The organism is Rhodoferax lithotrophicus (genome assembly GCF_019973615.1).
GTDB classification, from domain to species: domain Bacteria; phylum Pseudomonadota; class Gammaproteobacteria; order Burkholderiales; family Burkholderiaceae_C; genus Rhodoferax; species Rhodoferax lithotrophicus.
Window position 1 is genome coordinate 2,476,128 of the sequence record NZ_AP024238.1, and the last position, 19,926, is coordinate 2,496,053.

20 protein-coding genes, 1 tRNA gene and 1 pseudogene are annotated in these 19,926 nt (G+C 54.1%); 11 read left to right on the plus strand and 11 right to left on the minus strand.

Translation table 11 applies throughout. The features are described from left to right. Nucleotides 1–165: 165 nt before the first annotated feature. Nucleotides 166–360, plus strand: a pseudogene (locus tag LDN84_RS11500) (dihydrolipoyl dehydrogenase); the annotation flags it as partial. Between the two features lie 132 nt (nt 361–492). Here LDN84_RS11500 and LDN84_RS11505 read toward each other — a convergent pair. The 8 genes from LDN84_RS11505 to LDN84_RS11540 form a co-directional block, all read right to left on the minus strand. Next, nucleotides 493–1,023 (minus strand): hypothetical protein, encoded by a 531-nt coding sequence (locus LDN84_RS11505; protein WP_223903607.1) that lies wholly within the window; start codon nt 1,021–1,023, stop codon nt 493–495. Between the two features lie 611 nt (nt 1,024–1,634). Continuing rightward, nucleotides 1,635–2,450: a transglycosylase domain-containing protein gene (locus tag LDN84_RS11510; protein ID WP_223903608.1), complete on the minus strand. Its 816-nt coding sequence runs from the start codon at nt 2,448–2,450 to the stop codon at nt 1,635–1,637. A 26-nt stretch (nt 2,451–2,476) separates the two neighbouring features. Next, entirely contained in the window at nt 2,477–2,653 is a 177-nt protein-coding gene (locus LDN84_RS11515; protein WP_223903609.1) for a hypothetical protein, read from the minus strand. A gap of 339 nt (nt 2,654–2,992) precedes the next feature. Next, a tRNA-Ser gene (locus LDN84_RS11520) sits at nt 2,993–3,082 on the minus strand. 121 nt (nt 3,083–3,203) lie between these two features. Then, nucleotides 3,204–4,334 (minus strand): branched-chain amino acid ABC transporter substrate-binding protein, encoded by a 1,131-nt coding sequence (locus tag LDN84_RS11525; protein ID WP_223903610.1) that lies wholly within the window; start codon nt 4,332–4,334, stop codon nt 3,204–3,206. Between the two features lie 123 nt (nt 4,335–4,457). Continuing rightward, complete coding sequence (locus tag LDN84_RS11530; RefSeq protein WP_223903611.1) at nt 4,458–4,769, minus strand: hypothetical protein; 312 nt, start codon at nt 4,767–4,769, stop codon at nt 4,458–4,460. After that, the gene (locus LDN84_RS11535) at nt 4,766–5,197 is read right to left on the minus strand and encodes a DNA polymerase III subunit chi (protein ID WP_223903612.1); all 432 of its coding nucleotides are present in this window, start codon (nt 5,195–5,197) and stop codon (nt 4,766–4,768) included. Before LDN84_RS11535 ends, LDN84_RS11530 begins: the two co-directional genes overlap by 4 nt. Next, nucleotides 5,194–6,648, minus strand: coding sequence for a leucyl aminopeptidase (locus LDN84_RS11540; protein ID WP_223903613.1), 1,455 nt, complete (start codon nt 6,646–6,648; stop codon nt 5,194–5,196). Before LDN84_RS11540 ends, LDN84_RS11535 begins: the two co-directional genes overlap by 4 nt. 24 nt (nt 6,649–6,672) lie before the next feature. Here LDN84_RS11540 and lptF point away from each other — a divergent pair, with 24 nt between their 5' ends. Genes lptF through LDN84_RS11570 form a run of 6 tightly spaced genes read left to right on the plus strand, consistent with a single transcriptional unit; the run spans nt 6,673 to nt 12,017 of the window. Then, nucleotides 6,673–7,785, plus strand: coding sequence for an LPS export ABC transporter permease LptF (gene lptF, locus LDN84_RS11545; RefSeq protein ID WP_223912940.1), 1,113 nt, complete (start codon nt 6,673–6,675; stop codon nt 7,783–7,785). Further along, a complete protein-coding gene (lptG, locus tag LDN84_RS11550; RefSeq protein WP_223903614.1) occupies nt 7,782–8,888 on the plus strand; it encodes an LPS export ABC transporter permease LptG in 1,107 nt (368 codons plus the stop codon). The genes lptF and lptG overlap by 4 nt, the downstream gene beginning before the upstream one ends. 37 nt (nt 8,889–8,925) lie before the next feature. Then, nucleotides 8,926–9,294, plus strand: a complete 369-nt coding sequence (locus LDN84_RS11555; RefSeq protein WP_223903615.1) for a sirohydrochlorin chelatase — start codon at nt 8,926–8,928, stop codon at nt 9,292–9,294. Between the two features lie 36 nt (nt 9,295–9,330). Then, entirely contained in the window at nt 9,331–10,284 is a 954-nt protein-coding gene (locus LDN84_RS11560) for a CysB family HTH-type transcriptional regulator (protein WP_223903616.1), read from the plus strand. A 4-nt stretch (nt 10,285–10,288) separates the two neighbouring features. Further along, on the plus strand, nt 10,289–11,440 hold the full coding sequence (locus tag LDN84_RS11565; protein ID WP_223903617.1) for a pyridoxal phosphate-dependent aminotransferase: 1,152 nt from the start codon (nt 10,289–10,291) through the stop codon (nt 11,438–11,440). Nucleotides 11,441–11,483: 43 nt separating this feature from the next. Next, nucleotides 11,484–12,017, plus strand: coding sequence for an FKBP-type peptidyl-prolyl cis-trans isomerase (locus LDN84_RS11570; protein WP_223903618.1), 534 nt, complete (start codon nt 11,484–11,486; stop codon nt 12,015–12,017). 23 nt (nt 12,018–12,040) lie between these two features. Here LDN84_RS11570 and dut read toward each other — a convergent pair whose 3' ends face one another. Together dut and coaBC are read right to left on the minus strand one after the other, a co-directional pair. Continuing rightward, nucleotides 12,041–12,487 (minus strand): dUTP diphosphatase, encoded by a 447-nt coding sequence (gene dut, locus LDN84_RS11575; protein ID WP_223903619.1) that lies wholly within the window; start codon nt 12,485–12,487, stop codon nt 12,041–12,043. After that, nucleotides 12,477–13,712 carry a bifunctional phosphopantothenoylcysteine decarboxylase/phosphopantothenate--cysteine ligase CoaBC gene (gene coaBC, locus LDN84_RS11580; protein WP_223912943.1) on the minus strand — a complete coding sequence of 412 codons (1,236 nt, stop codon included), beginning with the start codon at nt 13,710–13,712 and terminating at the stop codon, nt 12,477–12,479. Before coaBC ends, dut begins: the two co-directional genes overlap by 11 nt. A gap of 92 nt (nt 13,713–13,804) precedes the next feature. On the opposite strand from coaBC, the gene pyrG reads away from it, so the two are divergent. The 4 genes from pyrG to LDN84_RS11600 are packed head-to-tail and all read left to right on the plus strand — an operon-like array spanning nt 13,805 to nt 17,951. After that, on the plus strand, nt 13,805–15,472 hold the full coding sequence (gene pyrG / locus LDN84_RS11585) for a CTP synthase (RefSeq protein WP_223903620.1): 1,668 nt from the start codon (nt 13,805–13,807) through the stop codon (nt 15,470–15,472). Continuing rightward, complete coding sequence (gene kdsA / locus LDN84_RS11590; RefSeq protein WP_223903621.1) at nt 15,472–16,329, plus strand: 3-deoxy-8-phosphooctulonate synthase; 858 nt, start codon at nt 15,472–15,474, stop codon at nt 16,327–16,329. Before pyrG ends, kdsA begins: the two co-directional genes overlap by 1 nt. Before the next feature lie 53 nt (nt 16,330–16,382). Then, on the plus strand, nt 16,383–17,666 hold the full coding sequence (eno, locus tag LDN84_RS11595) for a phosphopyruvate hydratase (protein WP_223903622.1): 1,284 nt from the start codon (nt 16,383–16,385) through the stop codon (nt 17,664–17,666). 9 nt (nt 17,667–17,675) lie between these two features. Continuing rightward, nucleotides 17,676–17,951 (plus strand): septum formation initiator family protein, encoded by a 276-nt coding sequence (locus tag LDN84_RS11600; protein WP_223903623.1) that lies wholly within the window; start codon nt 17,676–17,678, stop codon nt 17,949–17,951. A 44-nt stretch (nt 17,952–17,995) separates the two neighbouring features. On the opposite strand, the gene recD is transcribed toward LDN84_RS11600, so the two are convergent. After that, complete coding sequence (recD, locus tag LDN84_RS11605) at nt 17,996–19,906, minus strand: exodeoxyribonuclease V subunit alpha (RefSeq protein ID WP_223903624.1); 1,911 nt, start codon at nt 19,904–19,906, stop codon at nt 17,996–17,998. Nucleotides 19,907–19,926 lie beyond the last annotated feature (20 nt).

A 19,926-nucleotide genomic window follows, 5' to 3' on the forward strand; every position in this document is an offset into this window, starting at 1 on the left:
ACGGTTGGGCCAAGAGCCAATAGGATGAGCTCTTTGCGACCAACCAGTCTCAGGGAGCACCATGAACTACAAGCACTTGACCCATGTCGTGTGCGTTTTCAGTCAAGAAGGCGTGATGCCTATGGATGCCAGAGAGCCAGACCGTGCGCATTCTCCTCTCATGATGACAACATCATGCTCAAAACCAAAACCGTTGCGGCTGAAGCCACGCCCGAAGGCATCAAGGTCACGTTTGCACCAGCAGAGGAGGGCGTGAAAGTGCCCGAGCCACAAACCTACGACCTGGTTTTACAAGCCGTAGGCCGCACGCCCAATGGCAAGAAGATTGCTGCCGACAAGGCCGGTGTGGCCGTGTCGGACTGAGGCCTCATCAACGTCGACATCCAGATGCGTACCAACGTGTCGGACAGCCCCTCAAATTGGCCTCTTCTCTTCAATTGTCGGGATTGGCGACGTGGCGTGCGTCGTCAACCCGACACCGGTGCGCTTAAGTCAGAGCCGTTTGAGGCCTTCTTCAAAGCTGATGATTTCGTAGGTCTGGGTGTATTTGAGCGCGGCATCGGCAATGGCATCGACCTTTTCTGCCGTATCCATCTTCTTCATTTTGGTCTTGTCGAGGTACAGGAAGTCGATCAGCTCGTTGTAGACCGAGGTGTCGTCAATCGGCAGCACGTAAAACGAAACACCGTTGAATTCGATCTGATAGCGCGAGGCACGATCCAGATCGGACACGTAGATGAAATATTTGCCACCGGCCTTGATGTTGCTGCCCAGCGTCTCGATCAGCGCAGGAAGGTGTTTGTAGGTTGTGAGCGAACCTGCCAGAAAAGACAGGGTTTCGTCGTCGTCGGCAGCGGTGGCAAAGGCTGCTTCAAGCATCACGCGGGGCTCAATAGTTAGAGCGATTTCGCCGCGAAAGCCGAAACGGCCAGTGACATGGGTCGGCCCATGGAGTGCCGGTTTCAACAGTCGGCCTTCGGCCTCAAGACGCTGAAAAGCAAGGGATGTGTTGGTGGTGGTCATGTCATTTCCTGGTAATGCCACCCTCGCGCAAATTCGCTCGATTGGATGGTTGCAACAAGCAACGCATTTATCGAGCCACTATGTTTGATTTGAAAAAACTATCCTTTTGAACTGCCGGAACTACCAGGTTTTTAAATTGGTATGACATTACCCACACGCCACAGGTGTACGACCAAAGTGAAATTGCTGCGCTTCTATGGCGCTACAAAACATGCATCAGCCGCGAATTGCGCCGCAAGCATGACCAGCATGGTTACCGATCCCAACAAGCCCTGCGCATGAAAATGACTTGTATAGACCGTAATATATGCACAAGTAGCTACATAATTAGTAGCTATTTTGATCGCAAAAAAGGAATCAACCTCTGCACATTGTTGACACTATTTGGGATGGGGTTAACGCACACTGATGCTGATACGGTCATAGTGACCCTGTTCGTCCATCACCGTAATGTCAACACGCCCTGTTTCGGTAAGGCGATGAATCAGCGGCATGCTGGTCTGTATCGCCGAAGTCAGCCGAGCCGGCATAGGCCCGGACTTCCAACGTTTTGTTGTCCACTACCATGGCCGCCATGGAGACACGTGGCGGCAGGGCACTAAGTCGGCTGGTCAGCAGCAGTTCAACCGTCTGCTGGGTTTGTGCATCAATACTGGTGTCGATGCGTTGTTGACCCTGCGCTTGTTTGCGCAGACGCTCGGCAAGCAAGGGGGCGAGCAGGGGGGGCGCATGGTCTGGGCAATGATGGGTTCCTGATAGGCATCACGGATGTTGTTGTCAGACCAGATACCGACCATTCGGTGCAGTACTTTGTCGCGCGCCAGTCGGGCGCGTTGGGGCTGACGATCTGGCCGCAGGCGCGATGGGGCTTGGGGTAGCACGGTGAGCAAGGCTGCATCGGCGTGACTCAGGCGTTTGGCCGGTTTACCAAGATAGGCCCGACTGGCGGCCTCAATACCCTCCAGGACACCACCCATCGGCGCATAGTTCACGTAAATGGCCAGGATTTCGTCTTTGGAGTAATGCAATTCGAGTTGCAGGGCGCGCAGGATTTGTCGGCTTTTGCCAAACAGTGTTCTTGGTGTGGGTTCAATGATGCGTGCAACCTGCATGGTCAAGGTAGAACCCCCGGAGACGATGTGTCCGTAACGCAGCCATTGCCATGCGGCGCGTGCCAGGGCCAGTGGATTGATGCCCGGATGCCAGCGGAACCAGCGATCCTCATAGTGTTCCAGGGCTTGTAGATAAAGTGGTGAAACATCTTCCAATGCAACCGGGTGTCGCCAGACGTGGTCGCGGTCCGGAAAGGCGCGTAATGGTGCTCCGTCACGAGCAACAATAAGCAGTGCGTTGGGTGCATCACGGCCTGGTACCGGTGGCGGAAACACATGGTCAAGCGCAGCCAACAGCAGCAGGGTGATGAGCACACCCCACCACCCGCGTGGGCGGCTGCTCAGCCGGTTTCACCATCAGTGGTTTTGGTGAAGTTTCGGCCAAGCAGGAAGAGAGCCAGCTTCTCCTGGGTGCTGGTGTAGTGGTTTTTGCCCAATTCGGCAGCAGCCACGGCAACCAGATTCTCCTGGCCTTCGATCTTGAGCTTGTGCCGCATCAGCGTGGTTGTGCGAGCCATGGTCAACGGATTTGACTTTCAAATTATGACATGGCATTTCGTAACGGCTCATGTTTATTAACATAATATACATCGTATAAAACTATATACAACCAACAGCAAACCAGTCAGGACGCGTCACAAATCCACACAAGTAAAGTTGGCCCTAAAACTGGGGTCAACTTTAGTGTTGTGAACGTCAAATCGTATATTGTTTGCCCGCATCTGAAAATTATGCTGACCGATCTGGGACTCAATCCCGGATCCAGCGGGAAAATGTTGCACGTCACGCGCTAGAAAACGTACAGACGAAAAAAATCCTCTATAAATCATTGATTTAAAGAGGATTTCATAACTATCTGGCGGAGCAGGGGGGATTCGAACCCCCGGGGGATTTTACTCCCCGCACGCTTTCCAGGCGTGTGACTTAAACCACTCATCCACCGCTCCGAAGCCCGAAATTCTAACCGAGCTATGACTTGTTTCTTCGGAAGATCGGTCTGTGTTGGGTATCTTTCATAAAAAAAGCCACCCTTGGGTGGCTTTTAAATTTGAAAAAGCTGAAAACTGATCAGTTCAAAGCAGTTTTCTTGCCATCCTTGTATGTAGACAAGGTGATCGCTGGATTTTTCATTTCGCCAGATGGCTCAAATGCAATGGTATTGGTCACGCCTTTGAAATTGGATTCAGCCAATTTAGTCACATAAACCTTGGGATCTGTCGAATTGGCACGCTTCATTGCATCAGCCAAGAGGAAAGTCGCGTCATAGGTATATGGGCTGTAAACCTGGAACTGACCAGGGTATTTTGCATCGTAACGCTTCTTCCAGGCTTCGCCGCCAGGCATCTTGGCCAGTGAAGCACCACCTTCTGCGCACACCACATTTTCAAGAATCTTTGCACCATCAGCCAGTTTCGCCAACTCGGAGGTACAGATACCATCACCGCCGAAATATTTGTAACCACCCATGCCCAAGGATTCCATTTGGCGCAACATCGGACCTGCTTGAGGATCCATACCCCCGAAGAAGACGGCATCTGGTTTCTTTGCCTTGATTGCTGTCAAAATTGCCATGAAGTCAGTGGCTTTATCAGTGGTGAATTGATCGTCAACCACTTTGATGCCCTTAGTCAGCGCAACTTTTTTGAACACTTCCGCTACGCCTTGACCATAAGCTGTACGGTCATCAATCATGGCGACTGACTTGACTTTCAACACGTCAGCAGCATAGATAGCCAAACCAGCACCCAATGACAAGTCATTGGCAATAATGCGGTAGGTTGTCTTATAACCAGGTTTGGTCAAATTGGGGTTGGTTGCAGCACCTGTGACCATGGGGATACCACAGTCGTGGTAAATCTTGGATGCTGGAATGGTGGTACCTGAATTCAGGTGACCGACTACGCCCGCAACTTTACTGTCGCACAATTTTTGTGCTACGGCTGTGCCCTGTTTTGGATCAGCGGCATCATCTTCCGCTTGAAGTTCAAACTTGATCTTCTTGCCACCAATGACAATATTTTGAGCATTCAAGTCTTCAATGGCCATACGAGCGCCATTGGTGTTGTCCTTGCCATAGTGTGATTGCGCACCAGACATCGGTGCAACGTGCCCAATTTTCACGACCATGTCTTGAGCAGAAGCCAGACCAGCTACGGCGGCAATGGCAGCAGCGACAGTAATTTTCAATTTCATTTGCATAGACAACTCCAGGTTAAAAAATTGTGAATTGAATTATTCAGCAACCCAAACGATAACGCAATTTTTGGGCCAGACACTTAGGGTAGACACCAACAGAACGCACTTATGAACCATAAATTGCTCTTATTTTTGAGTTTTGTATTCACTCTGCTCACTGAGTACATCCAAAACCGCTTGTCGAACAAACAGTTCCATCTCATCTTGGAGCTTGGTGCTCAGATCTGACCACTGCTTTGCCACCATAGCTCGCATCACACGATCCATCTCCTCTTGCATACGCCGCTCAAAGATTGGTTTGATCTGCTGTAGAACTTGATCCACGATCATTTGTACTTGTGGTTGCTGATGAGATGCCGTGCGAGTCAGGCTGGCTGGATCCACTACCTCTGTCAGGGTTGGAACAAATCGTGGTTGAGGCCTTTGAGCTGGATTCATTTGTTGACTTTCTGCAGATCATGACGAACCAGATGGAACCCGGTTTGAGCATAGTATTTCCATCGTCTTCTCGCTTGTTGACGGTCAGTCTCATCTTGACTCACGATTTCAATCACACGTTCATACCGATCAAAACCATCCGGTACCAAAGGCCATAAATTCACCAAAACCGAGTGAATGTTGATACCGTCAAGTACATCCGCCAACACAACCGACGATTTTTCCAATACAGACCTTGGCGCATCAAGACCAACATGTGTTACAAAATCAGTGGTGGAAAGTGCCCATAAATCAGTATCCAGTTGACTCAATTCATCTTGTGGCCCCGTCACAACGACCTTCACGCCACCCGTAACCGCTTTGCGAAGCAATCGACACACGTAGCCCAAGCGATCTGGCACATTGAAGTGAAATGCAATGTCGGTCAAACAACTGCTCCCTCGGCGGCGTAGTTGAGTAAAAAGTCAAGCAACAGACCTACGGGACGCCCGGTGGCACCTTTGGCTGCACCACTCTTCCAGGCCGTACCTGCCACATCAAGATGGGCCCAAGGGTATTTGGATGTAAAACGCTGCAAAAATTTCGCCGCGGTGACGGCCCCACCCGCTCGACCTGCAACATTTGCCACATCGGCAAAGCTGGTTTTTAGTCCTTCCGCATATTCGTCGTCGAGAGGCATGGGCCAGCATAGATCCAGAGAAGACTCACTGGCACTCAACAAGGCCTTCGACAAGTTTTCATTGGTTGAAAAAAACCCACTGCGCACGCCTCCCAAAGCAATCACGCACGCGCCGGTCAATGTCGCAATATCCAGAACAGCCTTGGGTTTAAAGCGCTCGGCATATGTGAGTGCATCACACAGCACCAAACGCCCTTCTGCATCCGTATTGAGTACTTCAATGGTTTGTCCGCTCATGCTGGTGACTACATCCCCTGGTTTTAGAGCACGGCTACCGGGCAGGTTTTCACATGAGGCAATCAAGCCCACCACATTGATTTCGGGTTGCAGCTCAGCCAGCGCACGAAATACACCCAGCACACTGGCGGCACCACACATGTCGTATTTCATCTCATCCATTTCCGCCGCAGGCTTGATGGAAATACCACCACTGTCAAAGGTGATGCCTTTGCCCACTAATACCACAGGTGCCTCGGTCTTGGCGGCTCCTTGATAGCGCAACTCGATAAACCGCAGGGGTTCATCAGAGCCTTTGGCTACCGCTTGAAAAGCGCCCATTCCCAATTTATCAACTTCTTTGGGACCCAATATTTCCACCTTGATATGAGCAAACTTGGCCAACGCCTTGGCTACACCTGCCAAATGGGTCGGTGTAGCGTAATTGGCTGGTCGATTACCCCATTCTTTGGCCAGTTCAATGCCATTCACTGCGGCAACTGCTCGCTTAAAGACGGCTTCTAACAACTTGTCATCAGGCACGGCCACAGATACCTGGGTAATTGATCGACCCTGAGCGTCTGACTTGGTGGTTTGGTACATGTAAGTAGACTCGGCCAAACAAGTTAGTGCAGCGCGAAGCCCCTGAGCATTGGGTTGGAGCAAGAAATTCAAGCTCACATGTTTGGGTTTGGATGACTTCACAGCCGCCATGGCTGCAGACACGCCTTTTCGTATATCTCCATGTGAGCCATCTGCAATATGCACAAGCACCACATGGGTAGCAGCAAAACCAAGAGGTCGATAAACATCCAATACTTGTCCAGCTTTTGCAATCAGATCGCCCGATTTAAGTGCTTTGGCAATCAGAACAGACAAGGCATCTTTGCCCGATTGAAAGCTGTTGGGAACGAACACCAGAGAAACGTCGGTTTTTTCAGTGGATACAGTTGCTGGGACAAAAATATTGAGATCAAAGTTCATAATTGGCGGTTTCCTTTTCAAGCAATGTTATTCCATTCTTCCCTACGTAAAGAGCTTTCGCGCAGTTTCGGGGCTACCTTGGTTGTGCTGATCACCGTGGTCATGACCATGACCCTGATACGGACACTGGGCCTGGCATCCAGCGGCACGTTCAGCCCATCAGACGTGACATTGGTCATGGGCTACACCGTGCTTGCTTATACCCCCACTTTGCTCAGTATGAGTTTGTTCATTGCCATCATTGCAACCTTGTCACGCATGTACCGCGAAAGTGAAATGGTCATCTGGTTTTGCAGTGGTAAGGGACTTTCATCTCTGATCAGTCCTTTGTTCCGGTTTTCTTTACCTATTTTTGCTGTGATTGCGGCCTTGGCCCTGCTCGTACTACCATGGACCAACATGCGTATCGATGATTTGAAAAACCAGTATGAAAAGCGTGGTGATCTGGAACGTATCGAACCAGGACAATTTCAGGAATCCGCCAATGGTGCCAAGGTATTTTTTGTGGAAAAAAATCTGCCTGGACAAACCAGCGGCACCAATGTATTTATTGCCACCACAGAATTCGGCAAGGAAACTATCACGACCGCACACCGTGGGCGCATAGAGCACATGTCACAAGGTCAATTTTTGATGCTTGACAATGGCCAGCGACTGGAAACGGTAAAGGGAACCACCGATTTAAAAGTCAGTGAATTTGAAACCTACGGTTCGCACATCACAACAGATCCGATGGTTGACACCAGTTCAGCGTTTATCAACACACACCCTACTCTGAATCTGATCCAAACACCTTCACCTGCCGCACTGGGTGAACTCTCATGGCGTTTCGGATTGATTTTGGCGGCCATGAATTTTGTGATCATTGGTATTGCTATCTCCAGTGTGAATCCAAGAGTGGGGAAAAGCCTGAATCTGGTGTTCTCAATGTTCACTTTTGTACTTTATTTCAATTTGCTGAATCTTGGGCAAAACTGGATTTATTCAGGTAAAACAACCTTCCCTGCCTACATGTTGGGCTTGCATGGAGGGGTATTTGTGCTGGCCGTGTTGTGGCTGGCCAAAGGACACAACAACTGGCAATGGCGACAACTATGGGAACGGCGCACTGCCCCCCAACCAGGAGCCTCTGCATGAAAACATTGCGTCGGCTGATTTATGGCGAGGTGATTCAATCCGTCGCCTTCGTGACTCTAGGATTTCTGGCACTCTTTTTCTTCTTTGATTTTGTCGAAGAAGTGAAGTCTGTTGGCCGACATTACGCGACAGGTTATCGTTTGGTACACGCGCTGGGTTATGTTTCGTTGATGATCCCCAGTCACCTTTATGAATTAATGCCCATTGCCGTGTTGATTGGCACCATATTTGTGATGTCAAGACTGGCACAAAGCTCCGAATACACCATTTTGAGAACCAGTGGCTTGGGTCCCTGGCGCGCGCTCAAAACATTGCTCATGCTGGGTCTGGCCTTTGTGGTATTCACCTTTGCCATTGGAGACTACATCTCGCCGGCGGCTGATCGCACCGCACAATTGCTCAAAGTTCGCTACACCGGACGCATCACCGTCGGGCAAACAGGGGCATGGCTGAAAGAAAAACAACTCTACGGGCAATTTTCGGTCAACGTGGGTGAACTTGGCGCTGATGGCAACCTCAAAGGTATTCGCATTTTTGAGTTCGACAATCGGGGACTGCTGCTGTCAATGATGTTGGCCGAAAGCGCAACCTTGGCCGAGTCAGATGCATGGGAGTTGCATCACGTGCAACGTACCGAATTTCCCGCATCAGACAAACCCGAGGAGTCGGTTGAACGCGCTGAACTTGATACCTTGCATTGGCCCAACCGCATCAGCGCAGAAATGGTGTCTGCCGCCCTGCTCAAACCTGAGCGCATGAGCACTTACGACCTGTTCCAGTACATCCAGCATCTGCAAAACAACGCCCAGACAGCTCAACGTTATGAGATTGAGTTCTGGAAAAAGGTCTTTTATCCACTGAGTTGCCTGGTGATGGTGGTGCTGGCCCTGCCTTTTGCCTACTTGCATTTTCGCTCTGGCAGCATCACTACTTATGTATTTGGCGGTGTTATGGCAGGCATCAGTTTCTTTTTACTCAACAATGTGTTTGGCTACATGGGCAACCTGCAAAATTGGCAGCCTTGGCTCACCGCAGCGTTGCCTGGCTTGATCTACACCGTTATTTCGCTGACAGCCTTTGGCTGGCTGGTGCTCAGACGGTAGATATCGCATTGGACATTTTTTTCTTCACCTAAAGGCCATGAACATACACGCAACCATTCTTTTTGGTCATGGCTCTCGCGACCCTGTGTGGCGCAAGCCGATTGACAGCATTGCAGAAAGCATGCGCCAACTCAGTCCTGAAAGCTGCGTCCGCTGTGCCTTTCTGGAGCTCACCCTCCCAGACCTGGCCAGTGTTACAGACGAATTGGTGAACATGGATGTCACCCATATCACCATCGTGCCGATGTTTTTGGGCGTCGGCCGACATGCTCGTGAAGACTTGCCGCTGCTGGTCAATCATTTGCAGCAGACCTACCCAGCGGTTACTTTTGTTCTGCGCCCATCGGTTGGTGAAGATCCTCGTGTCATCGAGATGCTGGCCAAACTATCCCTCTCTGAGCTTTGAGAACTGGCATCCAGCGCTTGTATTAAGCACCCCCACATGAACCTGCATCAATTCAAATTTGTTCAAGAAGCGGTACGCCGTGATCTCAACCTGACTGAAGCGGCGAAATCGCTGCACACCTCCCAACCGGGGGTTTCCAAAGCCATCATTGAGCTTGAAGAAGAGCTGGGCATTGAAATTTTTGCCCGTCATGGCAAACGCCTCAAACGTATCACCGAGCCTGGTCAACAAGTGATCAAAAGCATTGACGTGATCATGCGCGAGATCAACAACCTCAAACGTATTGGTGAACAATACAGTGCTGAAGACAGTGGCACCCTGTCGATTGCCACCACCCACACCCAAGCCCGCTACGTGCTCCCAGAGCCCGTTGCCAAACTGCGTCAAACCTACCCAAAGGTTAATATCAGCCTGCATCAGGGTTCGCCCGACCAGGTAGCCCGGATGCTGATTGAAGAAGTGGCTGAAATTGGTATTGCCACCGAGTCGATTGCGGGTTATGACGATCTGGTCACCCTGCCCTGCTATGAATGGCAGCATGTACTGGTTTTTCAGAGCGGTCATCCGCTATGTTTTAAAGAGCATATTACGCTTGAAGATATAGCCAAAGAGCCCTTAATCACCTACCACCCTTCTTACACTGGCCGCACCAGGATCGACCAGGCTTTTGCCATCCGCAAACTCACCCCGCGTATTGCGCTGGAAGCGATTGACTCCGATGTGATCAAAACCTATGTGAAACTGGGTATGGGCATTGGCATCGCCGCTGAAATGTCGGTGCGTGACGTGATCGACAACGAAGCCCAATCCGGTCTGGTGGTGCGCCCGGCAGGTCAGCTTTTTGGCCAAAACGTGACCCGTGTTGCCTTCAAACGCGGCGCATACCTGCGCAATTTTGTCTACCAATTTGCCGAGCTGGTCAGCAGCCGCCTGGAGCGCCATCTGGTCGCGCGCGCCATGACCGGACACATCAACGACTACGAACTGTGAACCCATGAGCACCCCTTTGCTGACCTCCAAACTGCCCAACGTGGGCACCACCATCTTCACCGTCATGACTGCGCTGGCGGCTGAGAAAAAAGCAGTCAACCTGGGTCAAGGCTTTCCTGACTTTGACTGTGACCCCAAGCTCGTACAGGCTGTCACCCAGGCCATGCAAAGCGGCTTGAACCAATACCCCCCAATGGCCGGTGTGCCCGCCTTGCGCGAAACAATAGCTACAAAAATCCAAGCGCTTTACGCTTATGAATACTCGCCTGACACCGAAATCACCATCACCGCCGGTGCCACTCAGGCGATCCTGACGGCGATTCTGGCGGTGGTGCACGCGGGCGACGAAGTCATCGTCCTGGAGCCTTGCTACGACAGTTATGTGCCCAACATCGAATTGGCCGGTGGCATCGCGGTACGGGTGCCGTTAACCCCAGGCACGTTTCGCCCGGACTTTGCCAGGATCGCAGCGGCCATCACCCCCCAAACCCGCGCCATCATCGTCAACTCGCCACACAACCCGAGTGGCACGGTCTGGACTGCGGCTGAAATGCAGCAGCTTGAAGCGCTGCTCAAACCGACCCAAACTCTGCTGATCAGCGACGAGGTCTACGAACACATGGTGTTTGATGGTCAGCAGCACCAAAGTGCCTCCAGCTTCCCCGGCTTGGCTGAACGCGCATTCGTGGTGTCAAGTTTTGGCAAAACCTTTCATGTGACTGGCTGGAAAGTCGGCTATGTGGCCGCCCCGGCGGCGCTCAGCCAGGAGTTTCGCAAAGTCCACCAGTTCAACGTGTTCACCGTCAACACTCCGGTGCAACATGCGCTGGCCGATTACATGCGCGACCCAGCGCCCTACCTGGGCTTGTCTGATTTTTACCAGGCCAAGCGTGACCTGTTTCGTGCCGGTCTCGCGCAAACCCGCCTGAAACTCCTGCCCTGTGAAGGCACTTATTTCCAAAGCGTGGACATTTCTGAAGTCAGTGCCCTGGGCGAAGCTGATTTTTGCAAATGGTTGACCACGGAAGTCGGTGTGGCGGCCATTCCCACCTCAGCCTTTTATGGCAACGGCTTTGACCAGCACGTGGTGCGCTTTTGTTTTGCCAAAAAAACCGAAACCCTTGAACTTGCCCTGGAAAAACTTCAGCAGTTGTAAGCCCATCGGCAAGTGACAACGGCTGGTCTGCGACAATTCCATCATGGAAATTACTCAACAATGCGTGGTCGCTTTAACCTGGACGCTCAAAGACTCTTTGGGCGAAGTTTTGGATGTGCTGGACGAACCGGTGGAATTTCTGGTCGGTGGTGATGATCTTTTTGAGGTCATCGAAACCGCGCTGCAAGGACACACTACCGGAGCCACCGTCAATTTACACATCGAACCCGAGCAAGGGTTTGGTGAATTCAACGATCAACTGATTTTTCTGGAGCCGCGCTCAGCGTTTCCTCCTGAGCTTGAAGAAGGCATGACGTTTGAAGGCGTGGCCCTGCCTGCGGGCTGCAGCGCCCACATGCCGCAGGACGCGCTCTACACCGTGACCGATATCTACCCGGATCACGTGGTACTGGATGGCAACCACCCCCTGGCTGGTATTGCCTTGCATCTCACCGTGCAAGTGCGTGCCGTGCGTGAAGCCACCGAGGCTGAAATCGGCTGCGGCAGTGCCGGCACCGGTTTTTTCAAGGTCACGCCGATACACAGTATGGCCCCCGGCAGCGACTTTCTTCAATAGGACATTTGGAGCGGAAAACGGTTTCAGACCTTGCCGGTTGAGCCGTAACCGCCCTCCCCGCGCACGCTGGCGGGGAAGTCTGTCACCACATTAAATTGGGCCTGCAGCACCGGCACGATCACCAGTTGGGCAATGCGCTCCATCGGCTCAATCGTGAACGGCACGTCGCTGCGGTTCCAGGCGCTCACCATCAACTGCCCCTGGTAGTCGCTGTCAATTAACCCGACCAGATTGCCCAGCACAATACCGTGTTTGTGGCCCAGACCGGAGCGCGGCAAGATCATCGCAGCGTAGCCTGGATCTTTCAGATAAATGGCAATCCCCGTCGGCACCAATTGCCAGGCATTGGCTTGCAGGGTCAAGGGCGCATCCAGGCAGGCCCGTAAATCCAGCCCGGCGCTGCCCGGCGTAGCGTAATGCGGCAGTTGATTGGCCATGCGCGCATCTATCACCTTTACATCAATTTTCATCATTTTGATCTCCAACGCTTATTTTTTGAGCGATAGTAGCTATTAATTTACGAGCAAGCGAAAGTTTGCTGTCACGCGACAATTCACGCACACCGGTCTCATCGATCAAGACCAAGGCATTGTCATCCTGCCCAAACGTGTCAGGGCCAATGTTACCCACCAGCAGCGGAACACCTTTGCGCAAACGCTTGGCCTGGGCGTTGGCCAGCAAGTCATGACTTTCGGCTGCAAAACCCACACAAAAAAGCGCTCCACTGTGGCCCCGCTCAGACTGGGCCACAGTGGCCAAAATGTCCGGGTTCTCGACAAAATGCAAGGTGGGTGGCAACCCCGTGGCATCTTTTTTGATTTTTCTATCCAGCATGGAGGCAGGTCGCCAGTCAGCTACCGCCGAAGTTGCTACAAATACTGTAGCATTTTGCGCTTTATCCACAACCTCTTCAAGCATATTTAATGCAGATTTCACATTCACCCGCACAACCCCACGCGGGGTCGGCAGACTGACCGGCCCAGCCACCAGCGTCACGTCAGCACCAGCCTCACGGGCAGCCCGGGCAATGGCAAACCCCATCTTGCCGCTGGACAGATTGGTGATACCCCGTACCGGGTCAATCGCCTCAAAGGTTGGCCCAGCCGTCACCAACACATGCTGGCCCCGCAACAGCTTGGGCTGAAAAAAGGCAATCACCTCGTCCAGAATCTCAGCGGGCTCCAACATGCGGCCATCACCGGTTTCACCACAGGCCTGCTCACCACAGCCAACACTCAGCACCTGTGCGCCATCCAGTGCCACCTGCACCAGATTGCGCTGGGTGGCCGGGTGCTGCCACATCTCCTTGTTCATGGCTGGCGCAATCAGCAAGGGAACGTGCTCAATAGGCCGCGCCAGGCACATCAAACTCAGCAAATCATCGGCCCGCCCTTGCGCCAGTTTGGCAATGACATCGGCACTGGCCGGAGCCAACAAACACAGATCCGCCTGACGCGTCAGGTTGATGTGAGCCATGTTGTTGGGTTCACGGCTATCCCACTGGGAGCCATACACCGTGCGCTGGCTCAGTGCCTGCATGGTCACCGGTGTCATGAACTGCTCTGCTGCAGCACTCATCACCACTTGCACCGTGGCCCCAGCCTTAATCAACAAGCGGCACAACTCGGCAGACTTGTAGCAGGCAATGCCGCCACTGAGACCCAAAACAATGTGTTTTCCAGCTAAATCTTTCATGCGCTGCAATGTAACAGAGCCCGTCATTTGCCCGAACCTACCCCTCTATAATCTCGTTTTACCAGCTCCCCGAGCTCAAAGCTCTCTCTGACATGACCAAATTTGTCTTCGTCACCGGCGGTGTAGTGTCTTCCCTGGGCAAGGGAATCGCCTCCGCCTCTCTCGCAGCGATCCTTGAATCGCGCGGCCTCAAAGTCACTTTAATCAAGCTTGATCCCTATTTGAATGTGGATCCTGGCACCATGTCACCGTTTCAACACGGCGAAGTATTTGTCACCGACGACGGTGCCGAGACCGACCTCGATTTGGGCCACTATGAGCGTTTTATTGAAACGCGCATGAAAAAGGCCAACAACTTCACCACCGGCCAGATTTACAAAAGTGTTCTTGAAAAAGAACGCCGGGGCGACTACCTGGGCAAAACGGTGCAGGTCATTCCCCATGTCACCAATGAAATCCAGGACTTCATCAAACGTGGTGCCGGTTTTGGCACCCCTGAGGCCGTGGACGTGGCCATTGTTGAAATTGGTGGCACGGTGGGCGACATTGAGTCCTTGCCCTTCCTCGAAGCGGTGCGCCAGCTCAGCCTGCAACTTGGCCCCAACAACAGCGCCTTTGTACATTTGAGTTACGTGCCCTGGATTGCGGCAGCGGGGGAACTCAAAACCAAACCGACCCAGCACACCGCCAAACAGTTGCGTGAAATTGGCATTCAGGCCGATGCCCTGCTGTGCCGTGCTGACCGGCCTATTCCTGACGAAGAGCGGCAAAAAATTTCGCTGTTCTCCAATGTCCCGGTCTGGGGCGTGATTTCCATGTGGGACGTGGACACCATTTACAAAGTGCCTCGCATGTTGCACGAGCAAGGCCTGGACGGCCTGATCTGTGACAAGCTGCGCCTGAACACCCCACCGGCCAATCTCAAGCGCTGGGATGACCTGGTCTATGAAACTGCACACCCGCAAGGGGATGTCAACATTGCCATGGTCGGCAAATATGTCGAGTTGAGCGACAGCTACAAATCGCTGAACGAAGCCTTGCGCCACGCCGGCATGAAAAACCATGTACGCGTCAAAATCAACTACATCGACTCTGAAACCATCTGCGCCGACAACGTGGCGCAGTTGGCCAAGTTTGATGCGGTTCTGGTGCCCGGTGGCTTTGGTATCCGTGGTGTTGAAGGCAAAATTTGTGCCGCCCAATTTGCCCGTGAGAACAAAGTCCCCTACTTGGGTATTTGCCTGGGCATGCAGGTCGCCACCATCGAATTTGCCCGCCATGTGGCTGGTCTCCAAAATGCCAACAGTACCGAATTTGATCCGGCCAGCCCCCACCCGGTGATCGCGCTGATCACCGAATGGAAAGACGAAGACGGCACCATCAAAACCCGCAACGAAGACTCTGACCTGGGCGGCACCATGCGCCTGGGGGCGCAAAGTTCGGATGTCACCCCAGACTCCCTGGCCCACAAAATTTACGGCGATGTGGTCACCGAGCGTCATCGCCACCGCTATGAAGCCAACGTCCACTACCTGGACACCCTGCGCAAGGCTGGCCTGATTATTTCTGCCCTGACACAGCGCGAGCAGTTGACCGAAATTGTCGAGTTACCGCAAGACGTTCATCCCTGGTTTATTGGCGTGCAGTTCCACCCGGAATTCAAATCCACACCTTGGGATGGTCACCCGCTGTTTAATGCCTTCATCCGCGCAGCGCTGGATCACCAGAGCCAGCCCGCAAATACGAAAGCGGTGGTTTGATGAAACTCTGCGGTTTTGACATTGGCTTGCACCAGCCCTTTTTTCTGATTGCAGGCCCCTGCGTGATCGAATCCGAGCAGCTGCAAATGGATACCGCAGGCACCCTGAAAGAAATCACCCAAAGCCTGGGCATCCCGTTCATCTTCAAAAGCAGTTTCGACAAAGCCAACCGCTCCAGTGGCAGCACCTTCCGCGGTCCCGGTCTTGAAAAAGGTCTGGAAATTCTGGCCAAGATCAAGCGTGAGTTGGGCCTGCCCGTGCTGACCGACATTCACAGCGAAGAGCAAATTGCCCAAGTGGCATCCGTGGTAGACGTACTTCAAACTCCGGCTTTTTTGTGCCGTCAAACCGACTTTATCCGTGCCGTGGCGCAATCGGGCAAACCAGTGAACATCAAAAAGGGTCAGTTCCTGGCCCCTGGCGACATGAAAAACGTGATCGACAAAGCCCGTGCTGCCGCCCGAGAAAAAGGCCTGGATGAAGACAACTTCATGGCCTGCGAACGCGGTGCCTGCTTTGGTTACAACAACCTGGTGAGTGACATGCGCTCACTGGCCATCATGCGTGAAACCGGTGCACCGGTGGTGTTTGATGCCACCCACTCTGTCCAGTTGCCTGGCGGTCAGGGCACCAGCAGTGGCGGGCAACGTGAAATGGTGCCGGTGCTGGCCCGTGCCGCCGTTGCAGTGGGTGTGGCCGGACTATTTATGGAAACCCATCCAGATCCCGCCAAAGCCATGAGTGATGGCCCCAATGCCGTGCCACTGAAACACATGAAAGCCTTGCTGGAGACATTGCTGGCCCTGGATCAGGTCACCAAGCGGCATGCTTTCCTGGAAGACAATTTTTCCGCCTGAACCCAGAGCTTTGATTTTTTGTTTTTTAACTTTGTTTTAACTGAAAGAGAACTATGAGTGCAATCGTAGACATCGTCGGACGTGAAATCCTCGACTCCCGTGGCAACCCCACGGTGGAATGTGACGTGCTGCTGGAAAGCGGCACCATGGGCCGTGCCGCTGTGCCCTCAGGCGCATCCACCGGCAGCCGTGAAGCCATTGAACTGCGCGACGGCGACAAGAGCCGTTACCTGGGCAAAGGCGTGCTCAAGGCGGTGGAGCACATCAACACCGAAATTTCCGAAGCCGTGCTCGGCCTGGATGCGTCTGAACAAGCCTTTCTGGACAAGACCCTGATTGACCTGGATGGCACCGAAAACAAGAGCCGCCTGGGTGCCAACGCCATGTTGGCCGTGTCCATGGCCGTGGCCCGCGCTGCTGCTGAAGAATCTGGCCTGCCGCTGTACCGCTATTTTGGTGGCATGGGTGGCATGCAATTGCCAGTGCCCATGATGAACGTCATCAACGGTGGTGCCCACGCCAACAACAGCCTGGACTTGCAAGAGTTCATGATCATCCCGGTAGGTGCCCCCAGCTTCCGCGAAGCTCTGCGCTACGGCGCTGAAGTATTCCATGCCCTGAAAAAAATCATCGACGAAAAAGGCATGAGCACCGCCGTGGGTGACGAAGGTGGGTTTACCCCCAGCGTGGAAAACCACGAAGCCGCGATTCAATTGATTCTGCAAGCCATCGACAAAGCCGGTTATGTGGCGGGTGAGCACATTGCCATTGGTCTGGACTGCGCTGCCAGCGAGTTTTACAAAGATGGCAAGTACCACCTGGAAGGTGAAGGCTTGGTGTTGGATGCCCAGCAATGGACGGACATGCTGGCCACCTGGGTTGACAAATACCCCATCATCAGCATCGAAGACGGCATGGCCGAAGGCGACTGGGATGGCTGGAAAGTGTTGACCGACCGACTGGGCAAAAACGTTCAGATCGTTGGTGACGACCTGTTTGTCACCAACACCAAAATCTTCAAGGAAGGTATCGACAAGGGTATTGCCAACTCGATCCTGATCAAGATCAACCAGATCGGCACCCTGACCGAAACCTTTGCCGCCATTGAAATGGCCAAAAAGGCTGGCTACACCGCCGTCATCAGCCACCGCTCGGGCGAAACCGAAGACTCCACCATTGCCGACATTGCCGTGGGTACCAATGCCGGGCAAATCAAAACCGGCTCCCTGAGCCGCTCTGACCGCATGGCCAAGTACAACCAGTTGCTGCGTATTGAAGAAGACTTGGGTGATGTGGCCACCTACCCTGGTCGTGCAGCCTTCTACAACCTGCGTTAATTCGTTTGAATGGGCCAACGCGCTGTTCCCGTCGTTCTGCTCACTCTGCTCGTGATCCTTCACGCGCAGATGTGGTTTGGGCGGGGCAGCGTGTCCAATGTGGCCCATTTGCGAACCCAACTGGCCGAACAAGTCCGGCAAAACAACCAAACCCAACTCGCCAATGATCAATTGGCCGCCGAAGTGCGTGATCTCAAAGAGGGGTTGGAGATGATTGAAGAAAAAGCCCGCATGGAGTTGGGCATGATCAAAACGGACGAGATTTACGTCCAGATTGCCCGCTGAATCTCACGCCATTCAGCCATTCCACGGCACATTTCGCCACAGGTTCATGCCATCGGGTCACATTCACTGGCCAGAAAAGCATCCCCCAAGCCACCACTGCGCAAAATTTTCTGCGCCACTGCCTGTCGCAACACTCCAGCTTGCGGCACCACCAAGGTCAGTTGAGCTTTCGCACGGGTGATGCCGGTGTAGAGCAGTTCGCGTGTCAGCACCGGGGCAATACGCTCTGGCAACAACAGCGCCACATGCTCAAACTCTGAGCCCTGCGACTTGTGCACCGTCATGGCAAACACGGTTTCCACCGCGTCCAACCGACTCGGCAACACCCAGCGCACACCGTTACTGCCGTCTGCACTGGCCGTCGCAAACGCCACCCGCAGCCCGCTGGTCGTGGGCAGGCACAGGCCAATGTCACCATTCATCAGCTTCAGGTTGTAGTCGTTGCGTGTGACCATCACCGGCCGCCCGGCGTACCAGCCCTCAGTGGCAAAACCCAGCGCACGCGCAATGGCACGGTTCAACATCTGCACGCCCCAAGGCCCTTCGCGCAGCGCACACAAGACTTGAAAATGGGCTAACGCCTGCAACAGCGTCAGCGCTTGGGTGTCGCTACACACCTGTTCACCCAGGACCTGCAACTGCATGCGCCAGTCCAGCCAGCCGGCGCGCACCAACGCGGTCAAGGGTGCATCAAAACCTTGCGGCTCCAGCCGGGTCACGCTCTGCACCACCTGGGCATGCCAGGGCGGCGTGGTGTCCCATAACCCGGCTACCGCCGGGCGATCTCCCGCGTTCACCGCTGCAGCCCATTTGCCAATCTGACTGCTAGCGGCAAACCGGTGACTGTGACGCAGCATCACGGTTTGCCGGGCCAATGCCGACCCGTTGCCCGCCCAGGCGCTGATATCCTGGCCCGTCACGGCATGCACCCAGGCCACCGTATCGGGCGGGTAATTGCCCGCACTTGCGCCCTCGCACAACTGCCCCATCACCGCCCCGGCTTCAACCGAGGCCAGTTGATCTTTGTCACCCAGCAGGATCAGACTGGCCGAGTGCGGCACCGCGGCCAGCAGGCGGGCCATCAGCTCCAGGTCGATCATCGAAGCCTCGTCCACCACCACCAGATCCAGTGCCAGTGCGGGTGGTGGCGTGGCCTGTACAGCGGCGCGTACTTGCAGCAGTTTGTGCAAGGTTTGCGCCTGGGTGGGAATATGTAACTGCATGACACGCGGCAACTGCTGCACCGCCCGCGCAATCGACTCACCCAGCCGCGCTGCCGCCTTACCCGTGGGCGCAGCCAGCGCCATACGTAAGGGGCGTGTGGATTGCGATTGCAACAACGCCAACAGCCGCACCACGGTGGTGGTTTTGCCAGTGCCTGGCCCGCCGGTGATGAGGGTGAAGCGCTGCCGTGCCGCCAGCGCACAGGCCACCTTTTGCCAGTCCGGCGCGGTGCTGTCATCACCCTTGGCGGGACTGGCAAACAGACTATCCAGTGCCTGCGCCAGTGTGTCGGGCACCGGGCAAGGTTGGCTCAGGCGCACCAGGATGGAGTTGCGAATGGCTTGTTCTGCCTGCCAATTGCGCCGCAGGTAGAGCCGTGGGCCGTCCAGCACCAGCGGGCTGCCTGCGCCCTTCGCCCACGGCAGGCTGGCTGCCGCTGCGGCCAGATCATCCGGCAACACGGCTTGCAAGCGACTGTCCCAGCCCAGGGCCGACACGCCGCTGTGACGCAACAAGTCCAGGTCAAGACAGGCATGCCCGCGCCCGAACTGGTAGCTGACCAGCGCCGCCAGCCAGTCGTGATGCGGGTCGCCGCTGGGCTGGGCGCTTTGCAGATAACGGGCAAAGGCCAGGTCTAGCGTGGTGAAGGGCAAAGCTTGCGTGGCACACAGCCCCTCCAGCAGCCCGAGGACGTTTGGTGTTGGAGATGGGGAATGGCCAGGAGTCTGCATCCCCTTAGGGCCAGGTTGGC